This is a genomic window from Candidatus Kryptonium thompsonii, assembly GCF_001535985.1.
Classification (GTDB): domain Bacteria; phylum Bacteroidota; class Ignavibacteria; order Kryptoniales; family Kryptoniaceae; genus Kryptonium; species Kryptonium thompsonii.
Genome location: NZ_CZVS01000010.1, coordinates 1 through 23,499, shown reverse-complemented (window position 1 = coordinate 23,499; position 23,499 = coordinate 1). Strand labels below are relative to the sequence as shown.

General features: G+C 37.8%; 24 protein-coding genes. 20 read left to right on the top strand and 4 right to left on the bottom strand.

All coding sequences use genetic code 11. The features are described from left to right. Positions 1-13: 13 nt before the first annotated feature. Together AWW78_RS01850 and rlmN are read right to left on the bottom strand one after the other, a co-directional pair. Entirely contained in the window at positions 14-664 is a 651-nt protein-coding gene (locus AWW78_RS01850; protein WP_047134003.1) for an adenylate kinase, read from the bottom strand. Between the two features lie 22 nt (positions 665-686). Continuing rightward, positions 687-1,730: a dual-specificity RNA methyltransferase RlmN gene (rlmN, locus tag AWW78_RS01845; protein WP_047134002.1), complete on the bottom strand. Its 1,044-nt coding sequence runs from the start codon at positions 1,728-1,730 to the stop codon at positions 687-689. 224 nt (positions 1,731-1,954) lie between these two features. Between rlmN and AWW78_RS10500 the strand changes: the two genes are divergently transcribed. From AWW78_RS10500 to AWW78_RS01750, 20 genes are all read left to right on the top strand, one after another. Further along, positions 1,955-2,092 carry a hypothetical protein gene (locus tag AWW78_RS10500; protein WP_159421203.1) on the top strand — a complete coding sequence of 46 codons (138 nt, stop codon included), beginning with the start codon at positions 1,955-1,957 and terminating at the stop codon, positions 2,090-2,092. Positions 2,093-2,105: 13 nt separating this feature from the next. Further along, the gene (gene flgB / locus AWW78_RS01840; protein WP_047134001.1) at positions 2,106-2,537 is read left to right on the top strand and encodes a flagellar basal body rod protein FlgB; all 432 of its coding nucleotides are present in this window, start codon (positions 2,106-2,108) and stop codon (positions 2,535-2,537) included. Then, positions 2,534-3,031: a flagellar basal body rod protein FlgC gene (flgC, locus tag AWW78_RS01835; RefSeq protein ID WP_047134000.1), complete on the top strand. Its 498-nt coding sequence runs from the start codon at positions 2,534-2,536 to the stop codon at positions 3,029-3,031. Before flgB ends, flgC begins: the two co-directional genes overlap by 4 nt. Continuing rightward, on the top strand, positions 3,015-3,245 hold the full coding sequence (locus AWW78_RS01830; RefSeq protein WP_075427028.1) for a hypothetical protein: 231 nt from the start codon (positions 3,015-3,017) through the stop codon (positions 3,243-3,245). The genes flgC and AWW78_RS01830 overlap by 17 nt, the downstream gene beginning before the upstream one ends. A 3-nt stretch (positions 3,246-3,248) precedes the next feature. Then, positions 3,249-3,545 carry a flagellar hook-basal body complex protein FliE gene (gene fliE / locus AWW78_RS01825; RefSeq protein WP_047133998.1) on the top strand — a complete coding sequence of 99 codons (297 nt, stop codon included), beginning with the start codon at positions 3,249-3,251 and terminating at the stop codon, positions 3,543-3,545. Positions 3,546-3,564: 19 nt separating this feature from the next. Further along, positions 3,565-5,145: a flagellar basal-body MS-ring/collar protein FliF gene (gene fliF, locus AWW78_RS01820; protein WP_047133997.1), complete on the top strand. Its 1,581-nt coding sequence runs from the start codon at positions 3,565-3,567 to the stop codon at positions 5,143-5,145. After that, on the top strand, positions 5,130-6,158 hold the full coding sequence (fliG, locus tag AWW78_RS01815) for a flagellar motor switch protein FliG (RefSeq protein ID WP_047133996.1): 1,029 nt from the start codon (positions 5,130-5,132) through the stop codon (positions 6,156-6,158). Before fliF ends, fliG begins: the two co-directional genes overlap by 16 nt. Next, a complete protein-coding gene (locus AWW78_RS01810; RefSeq protein ID WP_141653875.1) occupies positions 6,136-6,870 on the top strand; it encodes a FliH/SctL family protein in 735 nt (244 codons plus the stop codon). The genes fliG and AWW78_RS01810 overlap by 23 nt, the downstream gene beginning before the upstream one ends. 12 nt (positions 6,871-6,882) lie before the next feature. Further along, positions 6,883-8,208, top strand: coding sequence for a flagellar protein export ATPase FliI (gene fliI, locus AWW78_RS01805; RefSeq protein WP_047133994.1), 1,326 nt, complete (start codon positions 6,883-6,885; stop codon positions 8,206-8,208). Positions 8,209-8,217: 9 nt separating this feature from the next. After that, entirely contained in the window at positions 8,218-8,646 is a 429-nt protein-coding gene (locus AWW78_RS01800; protein ID WP_047133993.1) for a flagellar export protein FliJ, read from the top strand. Positions 8,647-8,648: 2 nt separating this feature from the next. Beyond that, positions 8,649-9,227 carry a MotE family protein gene (locus AWW78_RS01795; protein WP_047133992.1) on the top strand — a complete coding sequence of 193 codons (579 nt, stop codon included), beginning with the start codon at positions 8,649-8,651 and terminating at the stop codon, positions 9,225-9,227. Beyond that, positions 9,224-10,684 carry a flagellar hook-length control protein FliK gene (locus AWW78_RS01790; protein WP_047133991.1) on the top strand — a complete coding sequence of 487 codons (1,461 nt, stop codon included), beginning with the start codon at positions 9,224-9,226 and terminating at the stop codon, positions 10,682-10,684. The genes AWW78_RS01795 and AWW78_RS01790 overlap by 4 nt, the downstream gene beginning before the upstream one ends. Before the next feature lie 14 nt (positions 10,685-10,698). Beyond that, positions 10,699-11,400: a flagellar hook assembly protein FlgD gene (locus AWW78_RS01785; protein ID WP_159421023.1), complete on the top strand. Its 702-nt coding sequence runs from the start codon at positions 10,699-10,701 to the stop codon at positions 11,398-11,400. Next, the gene (locus AWW78_RS01780; RefSeq protein ID WP_082349136.1) at positions 11,390-11,779 is read left to right on the top strand and encodes a TIGR02530 family flagellar biosynthesis protein; all 390 of its coding nucleotides are present in this window, start codon (positions 11,390-11,392) and stop codon (positions 11,777-11,779) included. The genes AWW78_RS01785 and AWW78_RS01780 overlap by 11 nt, the downstream gene beginning before the upstream one ends. A gap of 96 nt (positions 11,780-11,875) precedes the next feature. Then, complete coding sequence (locus AWW78_RS01775) at positions 11,876-13,927, top strand: flagellar hook-basal body complex protein (protein ID WP_047133989.1); 2,052 nt, start codon at positions 11,876-11,878, stop codon at positions 13,925-13,927. A 63-nt stretch (positions 13,928-13,990) separates the two neighbouring features. Next, on the top strand, positions 13,991-14,215 hold the full coding sequence (locus tag AWW78_RS01770; protein WP_047134010.1) for a flagellar FlbD family protein: 225 nt from the start codon (positions 13,991-13,993) through the stop codon (positions 14,213-14,215). Positions 14,216-14,483: 268 nt separating this feature from the next. Beyond that, on the top strand, positions 14,484-17,198 hold the full coding sequence (locus AWW78_RS01765) for a TIM-barrel domain-containing protein (protein WP_047133988.1): 2,715 nt from the start codon (positions 14,484-14,486) through the stop codon (positions 17,196-17,198). Between the two features lie 125 nt (positions 17,199-17,323). After that, a complete protein-coding gene (locus AWW78_RS01760; protein WP_047133987.1) occupies positions 17,324-20,464 on the top strand; it encodes a peptidase MA family metallohydrolase in 3,141 nt (1,046 codons plus the stop codon). Between the two features lie 80 nt (positions 20,465-20,544). Further along, positions 20,545-21,012 carry a hypothetical protein gene (locus tag AWW78_RS01755; protein WP_047133986.1) on the top strand — a complete coding sequence of 156 codons (468 nt, stop codon included), beginning with the start codon at positions 20,545-20,547 and terminating at the stop codon, positions 21,010-21,012. A 140-nt stretch (positions 21,013-21,152) separates the two neighbouring features. Next, positions 21,153-22,496, top strand: a complete 1,344-nt coding sequence (locus AWW78_RS01750; protein WP_047133985.1) for a M28 family peptidase — start codon at positions 21,153-21,155, stop codon at positions 22,494-22,496. 1 nt (position 22,497) lies between these two features. Here the strand turns inward: AWW78_RS01750 and AWW78_RS01745 are convergent, their stop codons facing one another. Then, the gene (locus AWW78_RS01745) at positions 22,498-23,112 is read right to left on the bottom strand and encodes a helix-turn-helix domain-containing protein (protein WP_047133984.1); all 615 of its coding nucleotides are present in this window, start codon (positions 23,110-23,112) and stop codon (positions 22,498-22,500) included. Beyond that, positions 23,090-23,499 (bottom strand): AI-2E family transporter (locus AWW78_RS01740; protein ID WP_047133983.1); only part of this gene is annotated, 410 nt, incomplete at its 5' end. The genes AWW78_RS01745 and AWW78_RS01740, both read right to left, overlap by 23 nt.

Here is a 23,499-nt window from a genome sequence, read left to right as displayed (position 1 = left end):
ATTATTTTCTTGTTTAACTTCTTACTCCTATGCTTTTATAAATTTTTTCCGTTATATCACTTATTTCCCCAACCCCATTTATTGATTTTAGAATTCCCTTTTTTGCGTAATATTCAAGAAGAATTTGGGTTGATTCTCTATAAACTTTTAGTCTATTCTTTATGACTTCCGGGTTGTCGTCGCTTCTTTGATAGAGTTCTCCACCGCATCTTGGGCATTTATTATCCTCTGGAATTTTATCTATCAAAAGGTTAAAGACCGCTCCGCAATTTTTGCAGACACGCCGATTTGTCAATCGTTTAATTATTTCATCGTCATCAACTTCCAAACTTATCACATAATCCAGTTTTATGTTAAGTTCTTCAAAAATTTTATCAAGAGCTTCTGCCTGTGCTATCGTCCTTGGAAATCCATCAAGTATGAAGCCATTTTTGCATCTTTCGGAGGATAAAACTTCTTTTATTATTCCGATCATCACATCGTCCGGAACGAGTTCACCTTTATCCATAAAAGATTTGGCTTTCAAGCCGAGTTCGGTTTGGTTTTTAACTGCTTCTCTCAACATATCCCCCGTTGAGATATGTGGAATGTTCAATTTTTGGGATAAAATTTGGGCTTGGGTTCCTTTTCCGACGCCAGGGGGACCGAAAATTATCAGTCTCATCAGAGGTTCTCCTTTTATATTTTTATTGGTTTAAAATTGCAAGTTGTCCACAAGCTGCTTTTATATCTTCGCCGGCGTTGCTTCTTACAAAGACGGTAAGATTATGTTCGCGAAGTTTTTGGGCAAATTCTTCAAGCCTTGTGGAAGGTTTCAAATATGGTTCCTTTCGTATGAAGTCAACCGGGTGAAATTTCAAGAGATTTATTTTGCATGGGATAATTTTGGCAAGCTCGACAAGTTTCTCGATATCTTCATCTCTATCGTTTAAACCATCGAAAACGATGTATTCATAGGTCACTCTTAAGCCGATTTTGTTGTAGTAGTATTTTAGTGCGTCAATGAGAGATGAAATCGGATATTTACTTGCTATTGGTATGAGTTTTGAGCGAAGGTTTTCATCAAGTGTGTGAAGTGAGAGCGCAATTTTAACTTTTTTCCCTGCGTTTGCGAGTTCTATAATTTTATCAGGAATCCCAACTGTTGAGACAGTTATTTTTCTTGCCCCAATTCTTATACCGTCATCACTTGTTATTATATCGATTGCCTTGAGAAGATTTTTTAAGTTTAGAAGCGGCTCCCCCATTCCCATAAAGACGATATTGGTAATTCTTCTGTCGGTGTGCTTTTGTGTCTGTATTAACTGGTCAACGATTTCACCTGCTGTCAAATTTCTTCTAAATCCCATCGCTCCCGTTGCGCAAAATTTACAATCGATCGGACATCCAACTTGTGTTGAAATGCAAAGTGTAAGGCGGGATTCGTCTGGTATTAAAACACTTTCAATTTTTTCTCCGTCTTTTAATTCAAATAGAAACTTTATCGTGCCATCGCAGTTTGATCTTTCAAATGATAAAAGTTTCAATTCGTCTATTTCGGCTATCTCCTGAAGTTCATCTCTATAGTGCTTTGGTAGGTCGCTCATTTTAGAGAAGCTATCAACTTGTTTGTTGTATAGCCATTTAAAGATTTGTTTTGCGCGGAATTTTTCCCACCCAAGCTCAAGCACAAACTTTTCAAGTTCAGACAAGGTTAAGCCTTTAAGCGATGTTTTCTGAACTGTTTTCATAGTAAGTCAGCTTCAACATTGAGTGATTTTTTAAAAAATTTATTAATTCTGGCTCTTTTTAGCAAAATCCGTGCTTAATATTATCCAGCATCTGTATAATATTCTGCATGGGTTGGATAGGCAGTGGCTTTAAATTTAGTGTAAAAATCAATTTTTGGGTGTGGCATTTATTTTGCATTAAATCCTTTTGAGAAGGTTTGAACAAAATAAAAGAAGGTTAAGAAATGAGAGCGTTGATTTTATCGCTCGGATTCGTTGGAATTTTGATCTCTATCTTCGTTCTTATGCGGAGAAGGAAAAGGTTTGTCAAGAGTTTTGAAACGGAAACGGATGAAATTCAATTTGAACTTTATGCACAATAAGGGAGGATAAGAAATGTTAAAGTTTTTTCTTTTCGCTCGAACGAAAATACCGCTTCTTGAAAAAGCATTGGATGCATATTCTTTGAGGCAGAGGGCGATTGCATCTAATATTGCGAACATAACAACTATAGGATACAAACGAGTTGATGTGAAGTTTGAGGAGGAGCTTAGGAAGAGTTTGGGGAATGAATTTATAAAAGGTGCGAAAACGCATGAAAAGCATTTCTCAATTGGTGTGAAAGATTTTGATGCGGTTCAACCTGAAACTGTGATGGAACCATCGGAATATAATCCTGATCCGCTTTCAAGTGGTGTAAATAATGTGGATATTGATTATGAGATGGCTGAACTTGCGAAGAATCAAATAAGATATAAACTTGCGTCAAGGTTGATAGCGGAGTCGTTCAGGGGAATTCAAAAAAGTATAAAAGGAGGAGGCGTATGAAGTTGGAAAGGCTTTTCGCGTCATTTAACATAAGTGCTATGGGGTTGAGCGCTCAAAGAAAAAGGATGACAGCAATTGCTGAAAATATCGCAAATGTTGAAACAACAAGGACGGAGAAGGGAACTCCTTACAAAAGAAAGGTTGTGGTGATGAGGGCTTCGGTTGAGGGGAACTTTGCAAATGTTTTGAAAAAGGAAACTATGGGGCTTGAGGTAACGAACGAGAAACACATCTCTTCTAATTTTGTTGAATTCGAAGATGGCAGAGATGCGGTGAGAGGAGTGCGAACTGAAGTTGTTGAAGATAATTCCCCTGAACGGCTTGTTTATAATCCAGAGCATCCTGATGCGGACGAGAATGGTTATGTGCATATGCCAAATGTCAACATAGTTGTTGAGATGGTTGATATGATTTCGGCGACTCGTTCGTATGAGGCAAATGTAACTGCTTTTAACGCTTCAAAAAACATGGCAAAAGATGCATTGGAGATCTGATATGAAAGTTGAAGGAGTAAACAATTTTTACAGTTTGAATTTTCAGGTTAAGGAAATTTCACGCCCTGCTGAAGTTTTAAGTAGGGAAGAGGTTAAATTCTTTGAGGAACTTTTTCCTGAAAGCGTTGAAGAGATAAAAAAGTATTATCAGTATGATTCTCGAGGTAGGTTGGTTATTGAGGTTGATCATCAAATAATTAACAAAAGGGTTTGAGTTATGCTTAAACAAGTTGGTTTAATAGCTTCTGGCGAATTTTATAAAACTGAGGTAAGGGAGAGAGCGAAGGAAAGTGTTGAAAATTTTGAAAGCGTTTTGAAGGAGTTCATCAAAGATGTGAATCAGCTTCAGAACGAAGCGGGCGAGGCGATTGAAAAAGCGATAACTGGTGAAATAAGCGACATTCATGATGTTATGATTGCAGTTGAGAAGGCGAAAACAAGTTTTGAGCTTTTGATGGAGGTGAGAAATAAAATGCTTGAAGCGTATAAGGAGTTGATGCGTTTGCAGGTTTAAACAAAAAATTTAATTTCTGATGAGTTCATTTGCTCAGATAAAAGAGTTTTGGGGGAGGTTATCGACTGCTCGGAAAGTTTTGCTTATCGGAGTCGCAGTTGCTTCAATTGTTGGTTTTGCATTTTTGATCTCGTGGGTTCGTGAGCCTGAATATGGTATTTTGTTTTCTAATTTGGAGCCACAGGATGCGAGCAAGATAGTTGAGAAATTGAAGGAGAGGAAAATCAGTTATAGATTAGAAAATGGTGGTCGAACTATACTTGTTCCAAAGCAAAATATTTATGAGTTAAGGCTTCAGTTTGCGGGCGAGGGTTTGCCAAATTCAAGTATTGTTGGGTATGAAATTTTTGATAAAAGTAATATTGGGGTTTCAGATTTTGTTCAAAAGATAAATTACAAACGCGCACTTGAAGGAGAGCTTGCGAGGACAATTTTGCAAATCGACGGGATTGAAGCAGTAAGGGTTCATATCGTTATCCCTGAAAAGACTCTTTTTAAAGAAGATCAAAAAGAACCGACAGCATCTGTCATACTCAGATTAAAGCAGGGAGCGAAGTTGAGTCGGGACAATGTTCAAAGCATCGCTTACCTTGTTGCAAGTAGCGTTGAGGGGCTTGAACCCCAAAATGTTACGATACTTGATTCAAGAGGGCGGCTTTTATCTGATAATTCCGATTCAGATCCACTTGCCAAGATAAGCAGTAAGCAGTATGAGCTAAAAAGAAGTGTTGAGCAATATCTAACTGATAAAGTTCAAAGCTTACTCGACGCCGTTGTTGGTCCGGGGAATTCAATAGTTAGAGTTGATGTAGAACTTAATTTCACTCAAGTTGAAAAGACTATAGAGGAGTATGATCCAGATAAAACTGTTATAAGAAGCGAACAAACGACGCAGGAGAGAAGTAGTTCAGTTGATTCAACATTTGCAAGCACAAGCTCACAGAGAACGAATACGATAACAAACTATGAAGTTAATAGGACGCTTCAGAGGATAGTTGAAGGTGTCGGGAATATAAAACGCCTTTCAGTTGCTGTCCTTGTAAATGGAACTTACAAGGTAAATGAAGTAGGCGGGGTTAGAAAGGTTGAATACATTCCCCGGGATGAGGAGCAAATTCAAAAGTTAACTGAAATAGTTAAAAATGCAGTTGGTTTTAATCCAGATAGGAATGATCAAGTTTCTGTTATCAGCACGGCGTTTGAGCCAGCGAGCGAAGAGCTTGGGTTTGTGCAACGGGAGGACAAAAAAGAGAGTTGGCGTGAGCTTATTGAAAAAATTGTAATTGGGCTTGCAATAGTTGGGTCAATCATACTTGTGTTTTCACTTCTTGGGAAGTTGAAGACGAGGAAGGAAATTCCAACTGTTGAAATTAGAGAATTTCCAACCATTCAACCCCAAGCACCACTTAAGGGACCGGAGCAAGTTGCAGTTGAGGCAATTCAACAAGTTGACGAAGAAGAGCTTGAATCTGAAAGAGTGAAAAAGGAGCAAATTAAAGAAAAGGTGAGGGAATATATTCGTGAAGATTCTGAACAAGCAGCGAGGTTAATTAAAGTTTGGCTACTTGAGGAGGAGAGACAGAAATGGCAAAAGCGTTGAATTTAAAATATGAAAATTTAACAGGTAAGCAGAAAGCAGCAATTTTACTGCTTGCGCTTGATGTTGAAACGGCCTCAAAAGTTTTTCGCTATCTTGAGCCACAAGAAATGGAACAGCTTGCGATAGAAATTTCTTCGTTGGAGGGGATTCCAGCGTCTGTTGTTCAGGCTGTTATTGAAGAATTTTTCCAGATGATGAAGGCGCAGGAATATATTATCGTTGGAGGATTTGAATATGCGAAAACGTTGCTTGAGAAATCGCTTGGTTCACAAAAAGCATCGGAGATAGTTGAAAAGGTTCATAGTATGACTCAGATAAAAGGATTTTCGGCGCTGAAGAAAGCAGATGCGACGCAGCTTGCGAATTTTCTCCAAAAGGAACATCCACAGACGATAGCTTTAGTTCTTTCTCATTTACCGCTTGAGCAAACTGCAAAGGTTATAAGTCAATTTCCCGAAGATTTGAGGGTTGAAGTTGTATATAGAATTGCGAAACTCGGGAAGATTTCTCCAACGATTTTAACCGAGCTTGAGAGTGTGATTGATGTTATGGCTGAAACATCTTTAAGTCAGGAGGTTAGCGCAACTGGTGGATCAAGGACCGTGGCTGCAATTCTTAACAAGGTTGGCTCGCAGGAAGCAAGAGAACTTTTGCAAAGGATAGAGGAACAAGATCCAGATCTTGCAAATGAGATAAAGAGATTGATGTTCTTGTTTGAGGACATCATTTACATTGATGATAGAAGCATACAAAGAATTTTGCGTGAAGTTGATAAGAAGGATCTTGCACTTGCTTTGAAAGGAGCGGATCAAAAGATAAAAGAGAAAATTTTCAAGAATATGTCGGAAAGAGCTGCTGCTATGTTGCAAGAAGAGATTCAATATATGGGTCCTGTGAGATTGCGTGAGGTTGAAGCTGCTCAAATGAGAATTGTTGAGGTTATAAAACGGCTTGAGGAGAATCAGGAAATTATAATTGCGGGAAGAGGAGGTGAGGAGGACATTGTTTACTAGGAAAGTCATAAAAAATCGGTTGCCAGAGGAGAAGTTTTTGTTTGAGGAATTAAAAATTGAAGAACCTGTTGAATTTGATATTTTGAAATTATCTGATGAGGGTGTTAAAAGCGAAATTGAAGTGGGGTCAAGCGATGAAATTGATTTCGTGCAGGATGAAAGAAAAAATGAAGAGGGAGTTAATATTGACGCAATAATAGCACAGATCAGAAATGAATACGAGATGAAAATTGCGGAGGCATATCAAAGGGGATTTAAAGATGCGGAGAAGATTTTGAGGGAAAAAGTAAACGATGAATTGAAGGAGCGTATCGCCATTTTGGAGCAGGTTTTAAAAAATTTTTGTAATGAAGTTGAATCGTTCGGGACGAAAATTGAGAATTTCGTTCTTTCACTTGCCATTAAAATTGCTGAGAAAATTGTCAAAAGGGAAATTGAAAAAGATAATGATTTCATCTTGAATCAGGTGAAGGAGGCGGTGAAAAGAGTTGTTGGCGTTGAAAAGATAAAGTTAAGGGTCAACCCTGAGGACGAGAAACTTATAAAAGAATTGAAACCAGAGCTTTTGCAAATGCTTGACTCAACAAGCGAGGTTATCGTTGAAGCAGACCCAGCGATTGAAAGAGGTGGATGTGTGGTTGAAAGTGAGCTTGGAAATGTTGATTCGAGAATATCAACGCAATTTTCGTTAATTGAAAACTTACTTGGTTGAGGCTGTGAGAAGATGTTAAATCTTGATGCAAGGATGAAAAAATATCTTGATAAGATCGAGCATCTTGATTTAGTCAAGGTTAACGGAAGGGTAACGCAAGTTATTGGTCTTGTTATTGAATCAATTGGTCCGTCGGCTTCGCTTGGTGAGGTGTGCGCTATTAAGTCAAGGAATGATGAAGTGATTTGCCTTGCGGAGGTGGTCGGATTTAAAAATAATCGTGTTCTTTCAATGGCACTTGGAGATATAAATAGGATAAGCCCGGGGAGCGAAATAGTTGCGATGGGGAAAACTTTCTCAATTCCAGTTGGACGGAAACTTCTTGGTAGAGTTATAGATGGGCTTGGTCATCCAATTGATGGGAAAGGATGGATTGAAGCTGATGAAATGAGATCAATTTATAATCAACCACCGGCGCCACTTGAAAGAAGCAGGATAACTCAACCGATAGCTACAGGCATAAGGGCTATAGATTCGCTTCTTACGTGCGGAAAAGGGCAAAGAATTGGAATTTTTGCAGGAAGCGGGGTTGGCAAAAGCACACTTATGGGAATGATCGCAAGGCATTCGAACGCAGATGTGAATGTAATCGCTTTAATTGGTGAACGAGGTAGGGAAGTTAGAGATTTCATTGAGAAGGAACTTGGCGATTCAGGGCTTTCGAAAAGCGTTGTCGTAGTTGCAACAAGTGATAAGCCCCCGCTTATAAGAGTTAAATCCGCACTTGTTGCAACCGCTATCGCAGAATATTTTAGAGATCAAGGGTTTGATGTAATGTTTATGATGGACTCGCTTACTCGTGTTGCAATGGCTCAGCGTGAAGTTGGGCTTGCGATAGGTGAGCCACCAACAACGAAAGGTTATACCCCTTCGGTTTTTGCGTTGCTTCCGAAACTTGTTGAGCGTGCTGGAACTTCTTCAAAGGGAAGTATCACGGCGCTTTACACAGTTCTCGTTGAAGGTGATGATTTCAATGAGCCTATTGCTGATTTTTCAAGGTCGATACTTGATGGTCACATTGTTCTCTCACGAAAACTTGCAAATATGGGCCATTATCCAGCCATTGAGCCACTTGAGAGCATAAGTAGGCTTATGCCAGATATAGTTAGCTCTGAGCATAAAAAGTCAGCTGAAAAAATAATAGACATACTTGCAACATACAGGGAAGCGGAGGATTTGATAAACATCGGGGCTTATGTTCGAGGTAGTAATCCGAAAATTGACAAGGCGTTGCAGATGATTGAAAAAATACGAGAGTTTTTAAGACAGGATATGAAAGAGAAAGCGGAGTTTGAAGATTCGGTTAATCGTTTAATTGAACTTGCAAAATTAATTTAAGGTAAAGAGATGGCTCGTTTCAAACTTGATCCAGTTCTTAAGGTTCGTCAAGTCCAAGAAAAAAAATATAAAAGGGATCTTTCGGAAATTAAAGTAATTCGTGAAAAAGCCGAAAAATTGTTAGAAGACCTTGAAGCTGAAAAGATGCAACAGATGGAGAATATAGAGGCTGAGGAAAAGGTTAAGGTGATTGATTTACAAATTCAATATGCTTATTTAAACGCAGTTGCTGAACAGGTTGAAAAGCAGAAAAATGCGCTTGAGAGGGTTTTAAAGGAAGAAGAGAAAAGGCGTGATATTTTGATAAAGACGAATCAAAATAAGCGTATGATTGAAAAATTGAAGCAAAAATTTAACGAGCAGATTTTGAAGGATTTCCAAAAGAAAGAGCAAACACTTTTGGATTCCATTGCATATAGAACAATATCTAACAGATAAAAATGGAAAAACCGATCTTTGGCTATATACTTGGTTTTGTTTTCTCTTTTGTGACGATTTTTGAGGGTATGTATGTTCTTTCAAAGCTTTATCCTGAACTTTTCAGACCAATTCCAAAATCAACCCCTGTTTTAGCGATGGTTGATTCGCTTAAACTTAAAAATGATTCGCTTGGTGTCATATGGGAGGACACAAGTTCAATTGGACTTGAATATGTTGAAGCGTATAAGCTTGATAGTTTGAAAAGTTTATATAACGAAGCAGTTGCGGAATTAAAAAGGTATAAAGACAGCGTCCTTGTTCTTAACAAGATAATTAATGAGCTTAAGGCTGAAATAAGGGAAAAGAATTTGATTGTTGAAAGACTGCAACGCCAAGTTTTAAATCAACAAGATGAGAAAATCAAGGCTATGGCGAAAATTTACGAGTCGATGGAGCCAGAAGCAGCTGCAAGAATTCTTGAGAGCATGCCTGAAAATGAAGCACTTCAAATTATTTTAAATATGCAGAGGCGTCAAGCTGCAAAGATACTCTCTGAAATTAACACCGCAAAAGCCAGTAAACTTTCAAAGTTGAAATGAAATTAAATTTAATCGACATACTAAATAATTTAGGTTTAAATCAAACTGAGCAAAATGGAATTTTTTATAAAAAAGCAACGACAAATTTTGGTGATATCCTTGGACTTTTCTTGGCTCAATTTCTCTCAAATGTTAAAACGGAAAATTTTGAATCAATTTACCTTCCACAGACTGAGGAATCTTTAGAACAATTCTATTTCAATCCCATTTCAGAGCTAAAGGGTTATCAAAGTGTAGATGAGAAAGAAACTTCGGAATCACAGGCGCTGATTTTATTTAAGCTAAATCCTAATTCCCAGATAGCAGAGCAACTTAATGCTTTTATGCCTAATCAAGAATCGAGGGAAGTTAAAGCAAGTCCAAATTCTGCTATTGAGCCATTCTTTTTGGCGAAGGAAGGGGAAGCTTTAAAATCGCTTCAAAATTTAAATTCGAAAGATAAAATTAATCCGAAGCAGGAAATTCGCAAGCTTATTGTTAAAGGAGAGAGTGAAGGAGTTGACTTAAATGAAGCAATTCGTGAATTTGTCGTTGCAAATAGAGTTAAATATGGGGATGTAAAGGATGGCAAAGTTGAAATTACTGCTCCAGAAAATTTGCAAAGTGAGGTTAATTTAAAATCTAAATTGGTTTCAAGAAAGGATGAAAGTGTTGAGAATTTAAATTTAAAATTTGAGCCGTATTTAAGGGAGCTTGCACTTGAGAACGATGTTAAAATCTATAAGGCTGGGGTTGGGGAAATTTTAAAAGAGAATAATAAAGTCAATGTTGAAGAACCTGTTTTTAGTTCAAAAAAATCCCAATCTCAATTTAAAAATCAAGAGCATAATACAGATGTTAAAACTGTGAGGGAAGATGTTGCTTCGGTAAGTTTTGAGCATAATCAAGCCAGAAATGAATTTGATTTACAGCATGAATTTAAGAAGTTTGAGCTTGGTAGCATTAAATTTGAAAAGGTTTATGAAAAAGTTGGCAATTGGAATTTAAGTTTTATTGATGCCGTGGATGCTGGCGATAAAGTCAATGTTAGAGATTTTATGATATCTGTGAAAGCCCAAGAAATTCCTGATGTGGTGAGGGCTTTGGTTTCTAAGAATGGTGATTTAGCGCACGGTGAAGTTGTTTTGAGGGTTGAGCCAGAGGAGATTGGTAAAGTTGTTGTCAAAATTTCACAAGGCGAAAATGGGGTAAAGATTTTGTTTGAGGTTAAAAATCTTGAGGCAAAGCAACTAATTGAGTCGGGGTTTAATAATTTAAGAACAGCTCTTGAGTCAAGCAATGTAAATCCAGAAAAGCTTGGGGTGTTGCTTGTGGGTGAAAATCTTAACAATAATTATTTTGATTCTTCAAACTCAGATCGAGGGCAGTTTTTGAAGAAAACAAGCAAAAGGAAAATTTTTGACTCTTTTGATGCTGTTAAGTTTTACGGTGGCAGTTTAATAGAGGCAATAATTTAAAGGAGGTGAGAATCGTGGAGAACATTAATTCAATTCAAAATTTTAGAGGCATTCCTTCAACAGGAAGCAGTGTTCAAAGCTCTGATAAGGCGATTCTTGGAAAGGATGATTTTTTGAAGCTCTTGATAACGCAACTTAATTATCAAGATCCGATGAATCCAATTCAAAGCACAGAATTTGCAAGCCAGCTTGCCCAGTTTAGCTCGGTGGAGCAACTTTACAACATCAATTCAAATCTTTTGAAAAGCATCGACGCAAGTTATGCGACAAATCGCTCGATCACAAATGCTTTGGTTGCTAATTTGATCGGAAAGAGGGTCACTGTTTATGGGGATTCGTTGAGACTTGAGTCTGAGAAAGGTGTGGAATTTGGATATGAATTGAAGGGCGATGTTAAATCAATTGAAATTAAAATTCTTGATTCCTCTGGAAATGTAGTGAGGACTTTTAAGCTTGGCGAGAGAAAAAGCGGTAGGTATGACTTCAAATGGGATGGGAAAGATGAACTTGGTAATTATCTGCCAGCTGGAAATTACAGAGTTAGCATTGAGGCGGTTGATGGAGACGGGAAACCAGTGGTTGTGAATACTTACATCAGCGGGATTGTTGAAGGTGTGAGATATAAAGCAGATGGTGCAGTGATATTGATTGATGGAGTTGAATTCAACATCGCTGATATAGTTGAAATAAAGTATGAGGGTAAAAATGGCGATTGAAGTAAATGGCGTGAAGGTTCCATTTATCCCAGCTGGTGGAGTTGAGACTTTAAGGAAGGAAGGCACGGGTGTAAAGGTCCCAGAGTTTGGGACAAGGTTTGAGGATATTTTTAAGAGTGAGATCGAGAAATTAAAGTTTTCAAATCATGCTTTAAAGCGTATGGAGGAAAGGGAGGTGAAATTAAACGAAGAGGATGTTAAACTTTTGAACGATGCCTTGTTTCGTGCGGAGCAAAAAAATACAAGGGATGTTCTAATTTTGTTAAGGGATATCGCATTTATCGTGAATGTAAAGAACAGAACTGTTATAACTGTGGTTGATAGTGATAGCCTTAAAGAGCATGTCTTTACAAATATTGATGGAGCTGTGATAATTTAAAGGGGCTGGACCTCGTTTGAGGGGGCCCCGCAATCTCGCTGACTGACCGAGGCGAGATCAAAATTTAAAACAAAAATTAAAAAGGAGGTAGTTAAAATGTCATTTCTTAGGTCGTTATTCTCTGGCGTCTCTGGTTTGAGAAATCATCAGATTATGATGGATGTAATCGGAAATAACATCTCGAACATCAACACCATCGGATTTAAAGCGGCTCGTGTTTCTTTCAGTGAGGCATTTGCACAGATGCTTCGCGGGGCTACTCAACCTTCAGCGGAATCTGGTGGAACCAATCCACTTCAGGTTGGACTTGGGATGAATGTAAGTTCAATTGACACGATCTTTACACAAGGAAACCTTGAAACCACAGGTCAGGTAACAGATCTCGCGATTCAAGGTAATGGATTTTTCATCGTGAAAAAGGGAGGAAGGAATTATTTCACAAGAGCCGGGGCATTTAGATTTGATGCAAACGGTTACCTTGTTGACTCAGCAACGGGCGCTATTGTTCAAGGGAAGATGGCTGATTCTTCTGGTGTTGTTCCTCCGGGGGCAAAGCTTGAAGATATAAAAATTCCCTTTGGTCAAAAATCACCAGCAAAAGCAACATCACTCATAAAGCTCACAGGTAATCTTAACGCTGGTGGCGTTCCAAAAGGGAATATACTTCAAAGCTCACGAGTCTATGCAGTTGAGGATGGTAACTCTGATATAAATGATCTTCTCGCTACTGGAACAGCAAATACAATTATAACTGGTATGATCTCGGGTTCGACAACTGTGACAATTCAAGATGGAACTAAAGTTAAAACCTACACTTATGTGAGCAAGGATGGTGGAGTTGGGGATGGCAATTTCCGCACCTTGAAAGATTTGGTTGATGAGATCAACAATGATTTCGCAGGCTCGTTGACGGCTTCAATTGATTCGCAAGGTAGAATTGTTTTGACTTCAATCGTTAATCAAAATGTTTCGATATCAAGCAATAATCGTAATTTTGAAACCGCTCTTTCTGGATTGAATGGAAATTATACAGCAAACTCAAGCAAAGGTTCCGATAAATTTTCCCGCGTTGCACGAGCTGATGACCTTTTGATCAATTTAAGAGATGCACAAGGGAATGATCTTGGGCTTGTGGCTGGAGATGTGATAACAATTGATGGAAAGGTTGGAGGTAAAGCGATATCAACTGTTAATTTTACTGTGAGCTCTACATCAACTTATAAGGATTTTGCCGATGCTGTTAAAAATGCATTTAGGATAAATAATCTAAAGGGAGTTGAAATTGACAAGAACACTGGAGCACTTGTTGTTAATGCGGATGGTGGCAAAGCCAATGAAATCACTGACCTTAACATCTCCGCAACAGGAAGAGATAATTTTAACTCAATTTTTGAAAACAAACCTGGAAACTGGCTTGAAGTTCAGAAAGCCGAAGATGTTGAAGCATCCACTACTGTGACTGTTTATGATTCGCTTGGAAACAGACATAATATAACCTTGAAATTTGTAAAGGATGCGACCACACCAAATCAATGGATATGGACAGCGCAGGTTGGTGGGAATGAGGTTATAGTTGCAGGTGGAAGTGGGAAAATTGTGTTTAATTCCGATGGCTCGATAAGAAGTTTCTTTTTTGATGACGGGAGTTCAACCTTGAGAATTGATCCAGGTGATAACTCCGCCAATATCCTTGATATAGTGATTGATCCTGGAAAGATTGGGGAGTTCGCTGGGATAACTCAAATGGAGGGAACATCAAGTTTGATTGCGGACCAAGATGGATATGGGCTTGGATTTTTGAATACAATTTCCGTAAATGAAGATGGTAAAATCCTTGGTGTATTTTCAAATGGGACTGTCCGTGTTCTCGCTCAAATTCTCGTGGCAACATTTAATAATCCAACTGGATTGTTGAGGGTTGGTGATAACATGTTTGATATCTCCGCAAATTCTGGTGCCCCGATAATTGATGAACCTGGTTCAGCGATTCAGTCTAAAATAATGTCTGGGGTTCTTGAACAATCGAATGTTGATCTTGCGGAGGAATTTACGCGTATGATAATTGCACAGCGTGGTTTCCAGGCGAATGCGCGAGTGATAACAGCAAGCGATGAATTTTTACAAGAGATTACTAATTTAAAGCGTTAATTTATTAAATCCCCGCTCCTGTGGCGGGGATGATAAATTTTGAAATTAAATAAGGTGCGCAAAGTGATCAAGGTAACAAGATTAAATGGCCAGGAAATTGTTATAAACGCTGAATTGATCGAATATCTTGAAGCTTCGCCTGATACAATCATAGCTTTAACGACGGGGAAAAAAATTATGGTTAAGGAAAGTGTCGATGAAGTTGTTGAGCGGATAATTGAGTATCGCAAAAGATGTTTAGGGGGCTCGTCGCTTCCACCAGTTCATAAGTCTGAGGATGAAACTTAAGTTATTTTTTTACTTTGTAAAGAACCGCTGGTGGATTTTCCGAAACCGCAACGGGTTCAAGAAATGGGGGTGGGGAATTATAGTTGAAAAGGCTTTCAAAGTTTCTTCGGAAAAAACACTCAATCTAAAGTTTCAATTTTCCAATTCTTTAATTTCCATTTTTAACTTTTTCATCGAAGGGCATCCTTGTTTTTCACCTTTAGGCTAAATTAAATTAAAGCAAACAAAACTTTAAAAGTGCACGATAAACTAAAACACAGAGCAAAAAATGCTTAAAAAATTTCTTTCAACCTTACTCTTATCAACGCTTGCTCTTGCCCAGATAAATTTCGTCGAAAATTACACAAGACATATTACGACAGATAGCACTGTCAGATTTTATGCGGGAACATGTGCAGTTGAATTTAAGTTTGTTCGATCTGATATTGTGAAAGTCACCTTTTTTGAAGATTCAAACAACACGGTCGAAGACGCAAGCCTTGTCGTAATTCAGAATTGTGATAATGTGAGGTGGAGTTTAAGTGATGCTAATGACAAGTTTTTAATTGAAACGGATTCAATTTTAATTCGAGTTGATAAATTCCCTTTGAGAATTTATTATTACGACAAAGCTGGGAAGCTTTTGCTAAAGGAGAGGAATTCGGGCGGGTTTGGTTACAGCGGTAGGGAGAAATATGTCTTTTTTGAAATTCAACCTGATGAACATTTTTACGGGCTTGGTCAAAAGGGTATTGATATTGACAGAAGAGGGTATGCGTTCAGCACATATAATCAACATATTGTCGGTTATGAAGCACCATTAAAAACTATGCAAGTAAATGTTCCGTTCGTTCAATCAAATTACAATTACGGTTTATATTTCGATATTACATTTTCTGGTTATTTTGATTTCGGAGTTTCTGCTCAATCGGTCTGGTATTACAAAGTTGAGGATGGGCAGATGAATTATTACTTTATTTACGCATCTTCAATGAAGGAGATATTGAAAAAATATTTTTGGCTTACTGGATTTCCACCTATTCCCCCGAAATGGGCTTTTGGTTTTCTGCAAAGCAAGTTCGGATACAGAAATCAAACGGAAGCTGAAGGGGTTGTCAATACATTTTTAGAGAAAAATATTCCGCTTGATGGATTGATTCTCGATCTCTATTGGTTTGGCTGGGGTAAGATGGGGAATATGACATGGGATAGAAATAACTGGCAAGACCCAGTTAAGATGATGTCAGATTTTAAAAAGTTAGGGGTTAAGACAATTTTAATATCCGAACCGTATATAAATCTTTCTTCAATTAATTATTCATTTGCGGATCAAAATAAATTTTTTGTTTTCGATTCAACTGGAAAAACTTATGTTTTTCAAAATTTTTGGGCGACGCCTTCATCTTTGCTTGACTTGACCAATCCATCTGCACAGTCATGGTGGTGGGAGAAATATAAAAATCTTTTAAATGAAGGTGTCGATGGATTTTGGACTGACCTGGGGGAGCCAGAAAATCATCCAGACTTCTTAAAACATCACCTTGGAAGCGCAAGGAAAGTTCATAACATTTACAACTTTCTTTGGGCGAAAACTTTATATGATGGTTATAAAAATGATTTTCCCGAAAAAAGGATTTTCAACTTGACAAGATCTGGGTTTGCAGGGATCCAGCGCTTTGGTGTCATCACATGGTCTGGGGATGTGAAAAAAAGTTTTAATGGACTTAAAGTTCAGATACCGATGCTAATTGGGATGGTGATGTCAGGCATACCTTATCATAATTCGGATATTGGTGGATTTACGGGTGGAACGACGACATCGGAGTTGTATATCAGATGGATTCAATTTGGGACTTTTTGTCCCGTTATGCGCCCCCATGGGCACGAGCAACCCCTTGAACCGTGGGCTTTTGGTGAAGAGGTTGAAAAAATAGTCAGAAAATATATTGAACTTAGATATCGATTGATCCCGTATATTTATACATACGCTTACAAGACATGGAAATATGGAGAAACGCTAATAAAACCTGTTTTATATGAGTTCCCAAATGACAAAAATGTTTACAATTTAAGCTATGAATATCTTTTCGGCGATTTCATCCTTGTTTCGCCTGTGTTCACTTCTGGGCAAAGGATCAAAGATGTTTATTTACCATCGGGGTGCTCGTGGGTTAATTTTTGGACGGGTGAAGTTTACACTGGTGGTAAAACAGTTCAAGTCGATGCTCCACTTGAACAAATTCCTTTGTTTATTAGAATCCCATCAATAATTCCAATGGCTAAGCTTAAAAAATATGTCGATGAGTCTCCAGATGATACGCTTTGGGTTGAGATTTATCCTGGGGATGTTGATTTTGAACTTTATGAAGACGATGGGAAAACGCTTGGATATGAAAAAGGGGAGTTTTCAACAACTCAAATCAAGTGCAGAAAATATGGGAGTGAGATTAAGCTTTACATAAGTGAAGCAAATGGAAGTTTCGTTGGTCAGATTGATAAAAGATGTTGGATTTTAAAGTTTAATCTTATTGAGGTTTTCGATTCGGTTAAAGTAAATGGAATCAAAGTTAAAGTCGTTGATGATTCTTTAAAATTTTTAAGCGACTCAATCTCAGCATGGTTCGACTCAAATAGAAAGATAGTTTATGTGAAGCTATGTTCAAATGTTTCTGCATGGGTTGAAGTTGATATATACGGTGTTGAAGTTGTCGTGGGTGCGGAAAACTTTAAAGGTGGGAAATTCGGATTTGAACTTTATCAGAACTATCCAAATCCCTTTAATCCCGAGACGATTATAGAGTTTGAGATCCCGTATAGTGCGAAGGTTAAACTTTTGGTTCATGATTTACTTGGTCGCACTATTCGAAATTTTGATTTCGGCGAGATGCCAGCTGGGAGACATAAAATAAAATTTTATTCTTGTGAGATGCCATCGGGGGTATATCTTTACACGCTTCAAGCTGAGAAATTCTTTGAAACAAGAAAAATGATAGTTTTAAAGTGAAAGGTTTAGAAAATTTTAACTTGAATTTTAATTAAATTTGGCGCAAATTGGGTTAGGAACAAAAAATATCGAAAAATGATTTAATTTTTTTTAGAGCCAATAAAAAATCTCGGAGGCGTTTTAAAATGAAGCGTTTCTTCGTATATCTTGTTTTAATTTTCGCTTTAATTTCAGTGGGATTTGCTCAGCAGGGCCCGTTTGGGAAAAATAAAGTTCAGTATAAAGATTTCGCATGGTATTTCATCCGAACCGACCATTTTGATATCTATTTTACCGATGGCGGATATGAGCTTGCTGAGTACACTGCAAAAGTAGCGGAGGATGCTTATGTTAAAATAAGTAAGTTGCTTAGATACGAAATCATAAATCGTATTCCGATAGTTGTTTATAATTCTCACAATGACTTTCAGCAGACAAATGTAGTGGCTGAATATCTTGAGGAAGGAATCGGTGGGGTGACGGAGCTATTCAAAAACAGGGTTGTTGTTCCATTTGAAGGTTCATATAGACAATTTCGCCATGTGATACATCATGAGCTTGTCCATGCTGTGATGAATGATATGTTTTATGGTGGTTCCTTGCAATCTGCTTTGATAAATAATATTCAACTTCAATTGCCGATGTGGATAGTTGAAGGTTTACCAGAGTTTTCTGCGTTAAGGTGGGATGTCAATTCTGATATGTTTATGCGCGATGCAACTGTGAGTGATTATCTTCCACCGATAGAGTATCTTGATGGCTATTTTGCTTATAGAGGGGGGCAATCTGTTTTTTGGTATATTTCGAGAAAGTATGGAGATGAGAAAATTGGTGAGATTATAAATAGGATCAGGGGTTTAAGAAGTGTTGAAGCTGGTATAAAAAGTTCACTTGGTATATCTTTGAAGGAACTTTCGGATAGATGGGTAAAGGAGCAGAAAAAATTGTATTGGGCTGATTTTTCAAAACGAGAAGCCCCTGACGAGTTTGCTAAACGATTGACAGACCACGCGAAAAAAGGTAACTTTTATAACACAAGCCCTACGATTTCACCTACTGGTGATAGGATTGCCTTCATTTCCGATAGAGATGATTATTTCGATGTTTTCATAATGTCAGCAATTGATGGGAAGATAATAAAAAAGATTGTGAAAGGGAACAGAACTAAAAATTTTGAAGAGCTCCATCTATTAACACCAGGTCTGACATGGTCTCCCGATGGTAATAAAATAGCCCTTGCCGTTAAAAGTGGCGATCGCGATGCGATTTTTATAATTGATGTTAAAACGGAAAAGCAGCAAAAGATAACATTTGACCTTGAAGGTATTTTCTCAGTTGACTGGTCAAGGGATGGAACGAAGCTTGCCTTTGTAGGTTTGAAACATGGGCAATCGGATATCTATGTTTACGACCTTTCAAATAAAACACTTGTTAATCTGACTGACGATATTTTCAGCGATGCTGATCCAACTTGGTCTCCTGATGGAAAGCTAATTTATTTCTCATCCGATAGAAAAGATTTCGTTTCGAGAGATGTGATACCGCAGGATTTCAAAATGTATAACTTTGATCCTAATCAGTATGACATTTACTCAGTTGACCTTGAAACTCGCGAAATTAAGCGGATTACACATACTGACTATTGGGATGAAACATCACCTGTGGTTTCTCCTGACGGCAAGAAAATTTTGTTTATCTCCGATAGAAATGGAATTAACAATATATATGAGAAAGATCTTGAAACGGGGCTTGAAAGACCATTGACGAATTCTTTGAGTGGTATTTATCAATTATCGATCACATATGATGGTTCAAAACTTGCGTTTGCATCTTTTTATAATGGTGGTTTTGATATTTTCCTTTTGCGTCAGCCGTTTGAGAGGGATTTGAAGATTCAGGAGCTTGAGCCGACAATTTTCGTTACGGAATTTTTGAAGGAGAAGGAAAGGGAGCTTGCAAAAGCTAAAGGAGAAAATCTCTTAGGTGAATCTTCTAGCAAAACTGATACATCTTTGGTTCAACCTTATGGGAGTGATATAAAAATTAATCTCCGAAGCTATATTTTTGCTGATGTATTTAGGCAGGATAGCTTGGCAATGTCAATTAAATCACGGATTGATTCCTTGAGACCACCTGATAACCTTGATGAATCAGGTCGTTATAAAGTTTACAGATACAAAGTTAATTTTACACCGGATTTAATTTATACAAATGCCAGTTATAGCACTTTTTATGGTGTTTTGGGTGAGGCGTTTATGATGTTTAGCGATATGCTTGGGAATCATCAAATTTATTTAATAACAAGCCTTGTGTTTGATCTCAAAAATAGCGATTACGCCTTTGCTTACTTTTACCTTCCGAAAAGAATTAACTGGGGGATTGAGGCTTTTCATATAGCAAGATTTTTCGGTGTGGGAGATCAATATTATCCGCTTTATTACAGATATAGATTATATGGTGGGACATTGATGGGCTCTTATCCGATTGATAAATTTAGAAGGATTGATTTTGGGCTTGGTTACTACAATGTAGTTGGTGAATATATTGATTTTCCAGAGATAGGGGAACGTTCAACCATTTTGATGCCATCGCTAACTTATGTTCATGATAATTCCTTGTGGCGTTATATTTTCCCATCGAATGGTGAAAGATATTATCTTTCTTTCTACGCAAGTCCGAAGCTTGGATCAAATGGGATTCAATTTTTAACTGGAATTTTTGATTATAGAAAATATTTTAAATTGTGGAATGATTACAGCTTTGCTTTTAGGCTTACGGCTGGAGGAAGCACTGGGCAAAACAGACAACGATTTATGCTCGGTGGGGTTGATGCTTGGATAAACTGGGCTATTAAGAATGATTATATTCCGATCGAAAGTACTGCTGACTTCTTTTTCTTTGAGGCCATAAGTGGTCCAATTGTTCCGCTTCGCGGTTATGTTTACAATGAACAAAACGGTTCTAAGTTTGCACTTATGAATCTTGAGTTCAGATTTCCGTTAATAAGATATTTCATTGGAGGTGCTTTGCCACTTGCATTTAGAAACATAATGGGAGTTATTTTCCTTGATGCGGGCTCTGCTTGGGATTCATGGAGATCGTGGCGTGCTTTTTATGAGCCAGATCCATTTACAGGTACAGTGACGAAAGACCTGTTAATTGGAACAGGGTATGGTTTTAGGATTTATCTGTTTGGATTGCTTTTGCGCATTGACATTGCATGGCGGTTTAATTGGGGTTCATTTTCAAAACCTGTTTACTACTTCTCCTTTGGTCCGGATTATTGATGATCTGAGAAGGGTAGGCTTGAAGCTTTAGGAGATTAAACAAGTTCGCTTAAACATAAAATCTATGGAGGTGACGAAGTATGAAGCACCTAAAAACGCACATAATTATACTTATCATCCTTCCCGCTATTCTTTTAGGGCAATCCTTGAAGAATTATTTAGATGAGTTTGATAAGTGTTGTCGTAATGTACGAGGATATGCTGGGGCTTTAAAGGCTGAAGTTGAAAGGGAAAATACTGTTATTCCAGAGGTTGCTAAAAAATATGGTGAAAAAATTGGGGAATGTTTAAGCGACGTGAAGCAATCTTACGCTGGAATTAAAAAGGCACTTACCGAAAAACAGCTTGAACTTGTGAGAGGGAATATTGCCTATCTTGATGAATACTGTAAAAAGGCTGAGTTACACTACAAAAATCTAATTGATGAGCTTAACAAGTCAAATCCAAAGCCCGACAGAGTTAAAAATTTTTCAGTTGCGATTTACAATGAATTAAAGAAGGCAAGCCAAGAAGTTAGACTGATCCGTGAAAAATTGGGCGTGAAGTAAATCTTTCACATTCTTGGTGATCCTTACACTACAACTTTTCAACCATGTTTTTAGGGGGATGATTTTTTAAAAAGGGTTTGTCTAAATTTTTTGATTTTTGTCTGAAAATTTGTAAATAAGTTAAAAAACTTGGTTTTAAGATGAGGTTAAGGAATTTTTTGATCCTTTTGCTTTTTTCGTCCACACTTTTCTCACAGCAACTTGTAAAACGGAATTCCACCGTTGTTGAAATAATTCAGAAGATCTCAGCTGATAGCATTAAAAGAAACATTGAAAAGCTTGTAAGTTTTTACACTCGTCATTCCCTTTCTGATACAATCAGTCAAAATCGTGGTATTGGTGCGGCTCGGAGATGGATTAAATCAGAACTTGAAAGATACAGCAGGGAAAGCGGTGGAAGGTTGAAAGTTGAATTTGATGAGTTTATAGCTCCGGCTGGTCCGAGGGTTCCAAAGCCAACTAAGATGGCAAATGTTATTGCAACGCTTCCAGGAAAAATCTACAAAGATAAGGTTTACATCGTAAGCGCTCATTATGATTCAAGGGCTGGAGATGCACTTGATTCAACTGGCTTTGCTCCGGGTGCAAATGACGATGGAAGTGGAACAGCAGCTGTTCTTGAACTTGCTCGGGTTTTGAGTAAATACGAGTTTGATTTTACGATAATGTTTGTTTTGTTTGCTGGCGAGGAACAGGGTTTGCTCGGAAGCAGACATCTTGCGAAAAAACTTAAAGATTCTGGAATTGTAGTTCTAGGTGTTTTAAACAATGATATAATTGGAAACACGGAAGGTGGAAATGGAATTGTGGATAATACGCGAGTTAGGGTTTTTTCGGAGGGTTTACCGATTTCAAGAGATGAAAATATGTTGCGGTTGATTACACAAGTGGGACTTGAAAATGATTCACCTTCAAGACAACTTGCAAGGTATTTCAAGGAGGTTGCGGAAAGGTATCTTGATAATTTTCAGATTGAATTAATTTTCAGGCGAGATAGATTCCTGCGCGGTGGAGATCATACTCCGTTCAATGAACAAGGTTTTCCAGCTGTTAGAATAAGTGAAATGAACGAAAATTACGCAAGGCAACATCAAAATGTTAGAACTGAAAAAGGCGTAAAATACGGTGACCTTCCTGAGTTTGTCGATTATGAATATTGTGCTAACATCACAAGAGCTAACGCAAGTGTGCTTTATCATCTTGCAAATGCTCCTCATCCTCCGCAGAATCCAGTGATAAAGATATCTGAACTTGAGTATGACACGACTTTGAAATGGGATTTAAATACTGAGGGAGACCTTATGGGTTATAATATCTGTATCAGGGGAACAACATCTCCGCTGTGGGAAAAGAAAATATTTGTTGGGAAGGTTAATGAGTTCACATTGAAAAATGTATCTAAGGATAATTTCATATTTGGAATTCAGGCGGTTGATCTTGATGGTAATGAAAGTTTAATTGTTATACCTTTGCCGGGGAGATGAGTTAAAATACCGGCGGTGTGAAAACTACAATGATATCCGCTACGCTTTTAGATAAATTTGAGATTCTGAAATTTGAGCGAATCGAGCTATAATTTAAATCAGCCCTTATGGAAAGTGTAAAACTTTCGTTTTGAGAAACTTCGATCTTTTGATCGGGATAGTAAATTTCTACGGTTCCATTTAAAACAGCGCCGTGAACTTTAAAATCAACTTTAAACTCCTCCTCGAATGATGAACCGGGTAAAAGCGTTAATTTAACAAGTTCGATTCCCCTTGAAATATCCATTGGTATCAAAATTTGAGCTGATACCGTTTTATCTTCGTTATAGAGTTTGAATGGGGTTTTATAAACTTGTGTGTCGTGTGAAGTTGTGTCATCATTCAGAACCTTTGCAAGAAAACTCGACAATGTTTCGCCGAATCCGTAAAGTAAAATTCGGCGCAAGATCCTATAGTTCAAACTCCTTTTCCCATTTTCGATCAGGGAAATGTAAGATGGTGCGTATCCAGTTGCTTCGGCTATTTCCGTGATCTTTTTATCCATTGACAATCTCAAGGTTTTTAACTGCTGGGCAATAAATTGGCCGTTAAGTTCAGGTTGATTTAAGACTTTCATGTTTCGTCATTATGATTTTATAATGTGTTAAACCCCAATATATTTCTCTTATTGAAACTTTTATGATTGCCTCAACAGGGATTGCAATAAGCATCCCAAACAATCCAAACAGCTCACCGAAAATTAAAAGCACGAAAACAACTTCAACTGGATGCATCCCAACTGAGTGTGAGTAAACAAGAGGTTGAACCACAAGATCATCAATTAGATGAACTATGACGAACATTATTATCAATGGAAGGATCATCCGTCCATCTCCAAATTGAACAACCGAGATCAACAAGGCTGGTATAGCCCCAACGAAAGCACCAAGGTATGGAACAAAGCTTGCAAGCCCTGCGATTAAGCCAATCACAAATGCGAAGTTAATCCCCAAAATTGCCGAGC

Coding starts and splice junctions, on each gene's coding strand:
- fliI (WP_047133994.1), top strand. CDS start 6,883: ATGTTAAATCTTGATGCAAGGATGAAAAAATATCTTGATAAGATCGAG.
- AWW78_RS01765 (WP_047133988.1), top strand. CDS start 14,484: ATGCTTAAAAAATTTCTTTCAACCTTACTCTTATCAACGCTTGCTCTT.
- AWW78_RS01795 (WP_047133992.1), top strand. CDS start 8,649: ATGGAAAAACCGATCTTTGGCTATATACTTGGTTTTGTTTTCTCTTTT.
- AWW78_RS01790 (WP_047133991.1), top strand. CDS start 9,224: ATGAAATTAAATTTAATCGACATACTAAATAATTTAGGTTTAAATCAA.
- fliE (WP_047133998.1), top strand. CDS start 3,249: ATGCTTAAACAAGTTGGTTTAATAGCTTCTGGCGAATTTTATAAAACT.
- fliG (WP_047133996.1), top strand. CDS start 5,130: ATGGCAAAAGCGTTGAATTTAAAATATGAAAATTTAACAGGTAAGCAG.
- AWW78_RS01830 (WP_075427028.1), top strand. CDS start 3,015: ATGCATTGGAGATCTGATATGAAAGTTGAAGGAGTAAACAATTTTTAC.
- AWW78_RS01745 (WP_047133984.1), bottom strand. CDS start 23,112: ATGAAAGTCTTAAATCAACCTGAACTTAACGGCCAATTTATTGCCCAG.
- flgC (WP_047134000.1), top strand. CDS start 2,534: ATGAAGTTGGAAAGGCTTTTCGCGTCATTTAACATAAGTGCTATGGGG.
- AWW78_RS01760 (WP_047133987.1), top strand. CDS start 17,324: ATGAAGCGTTTCTTCGTATATCTTGTTTTAATTTTCGCTTTAATTTCA.
- AWW78_RS01750 (WP_047133985.1), top strand. CDS start 21,153: ATGAGGTTAAGGAATTTTTTGATCCTTTTGCTTTTTTCGTCCACACTT.
- AWW78_RS01850 (WP_047134003.1), bottom strand. CDS start 664: ATGAGACTGATAATTTTCGGTCCCCCTGGCGTCGGAAAAGGAACCCAA.
- AWW78_RS01780 (WP_082349136.1), top strand. CDS start 11,390: ATGGCGATTGAAGTAAATGGCGTGAAGGTTCCATTTATCCCAGCTGGT.
- flgB (WP_047134001.1), top strand. CDS start 2,106: ATGTTAAAGTTTTTTCTTTTCGCTCGAACGAAAATACCGCTTCTTGAA.
- AWW78_RS01755 (WP_047133986.1), top strand. CDS start 20,545: ATGAAGCACCTAAAAACGCACATAATTATACTTATCATCCTTCCCGCT.
- AWW78_RS01775 (WP_047133989.1), top strand. CDS start 11,876: ATGTCATTTCTTAGGTCGTTATTCTCTGGCGTCTCTGGTTTGAGAAAT.
- fliF (WP_047133997.1), top strand. CDS start 3,565: ATGAGTTCATTTGCTCAGATAAAAGAGTTTTGGGGGAGGTTATCGACT.
- AWW78_RS01800 (WP_047133993.1), top strand. CDS start 8,218: ATGGCTCGTTTCAAACTTGATCCAGTTCTTAAGGTTCGTCAAGTCCAA.
- rlmN (WP_047134002.1), bottom strand. CDS start 1,730: ATGAAAACAGTTCAGAAAACATCGCTTAAAGGCTTAACCTTGTCTGAA.
- AWW78_RS10500 (WP_159421203.1), top strand. CDS start 1,955: ATGAGAGCGTTGATTTTATCGCTCGGATTCGTTGGAATTTTGATCTCT.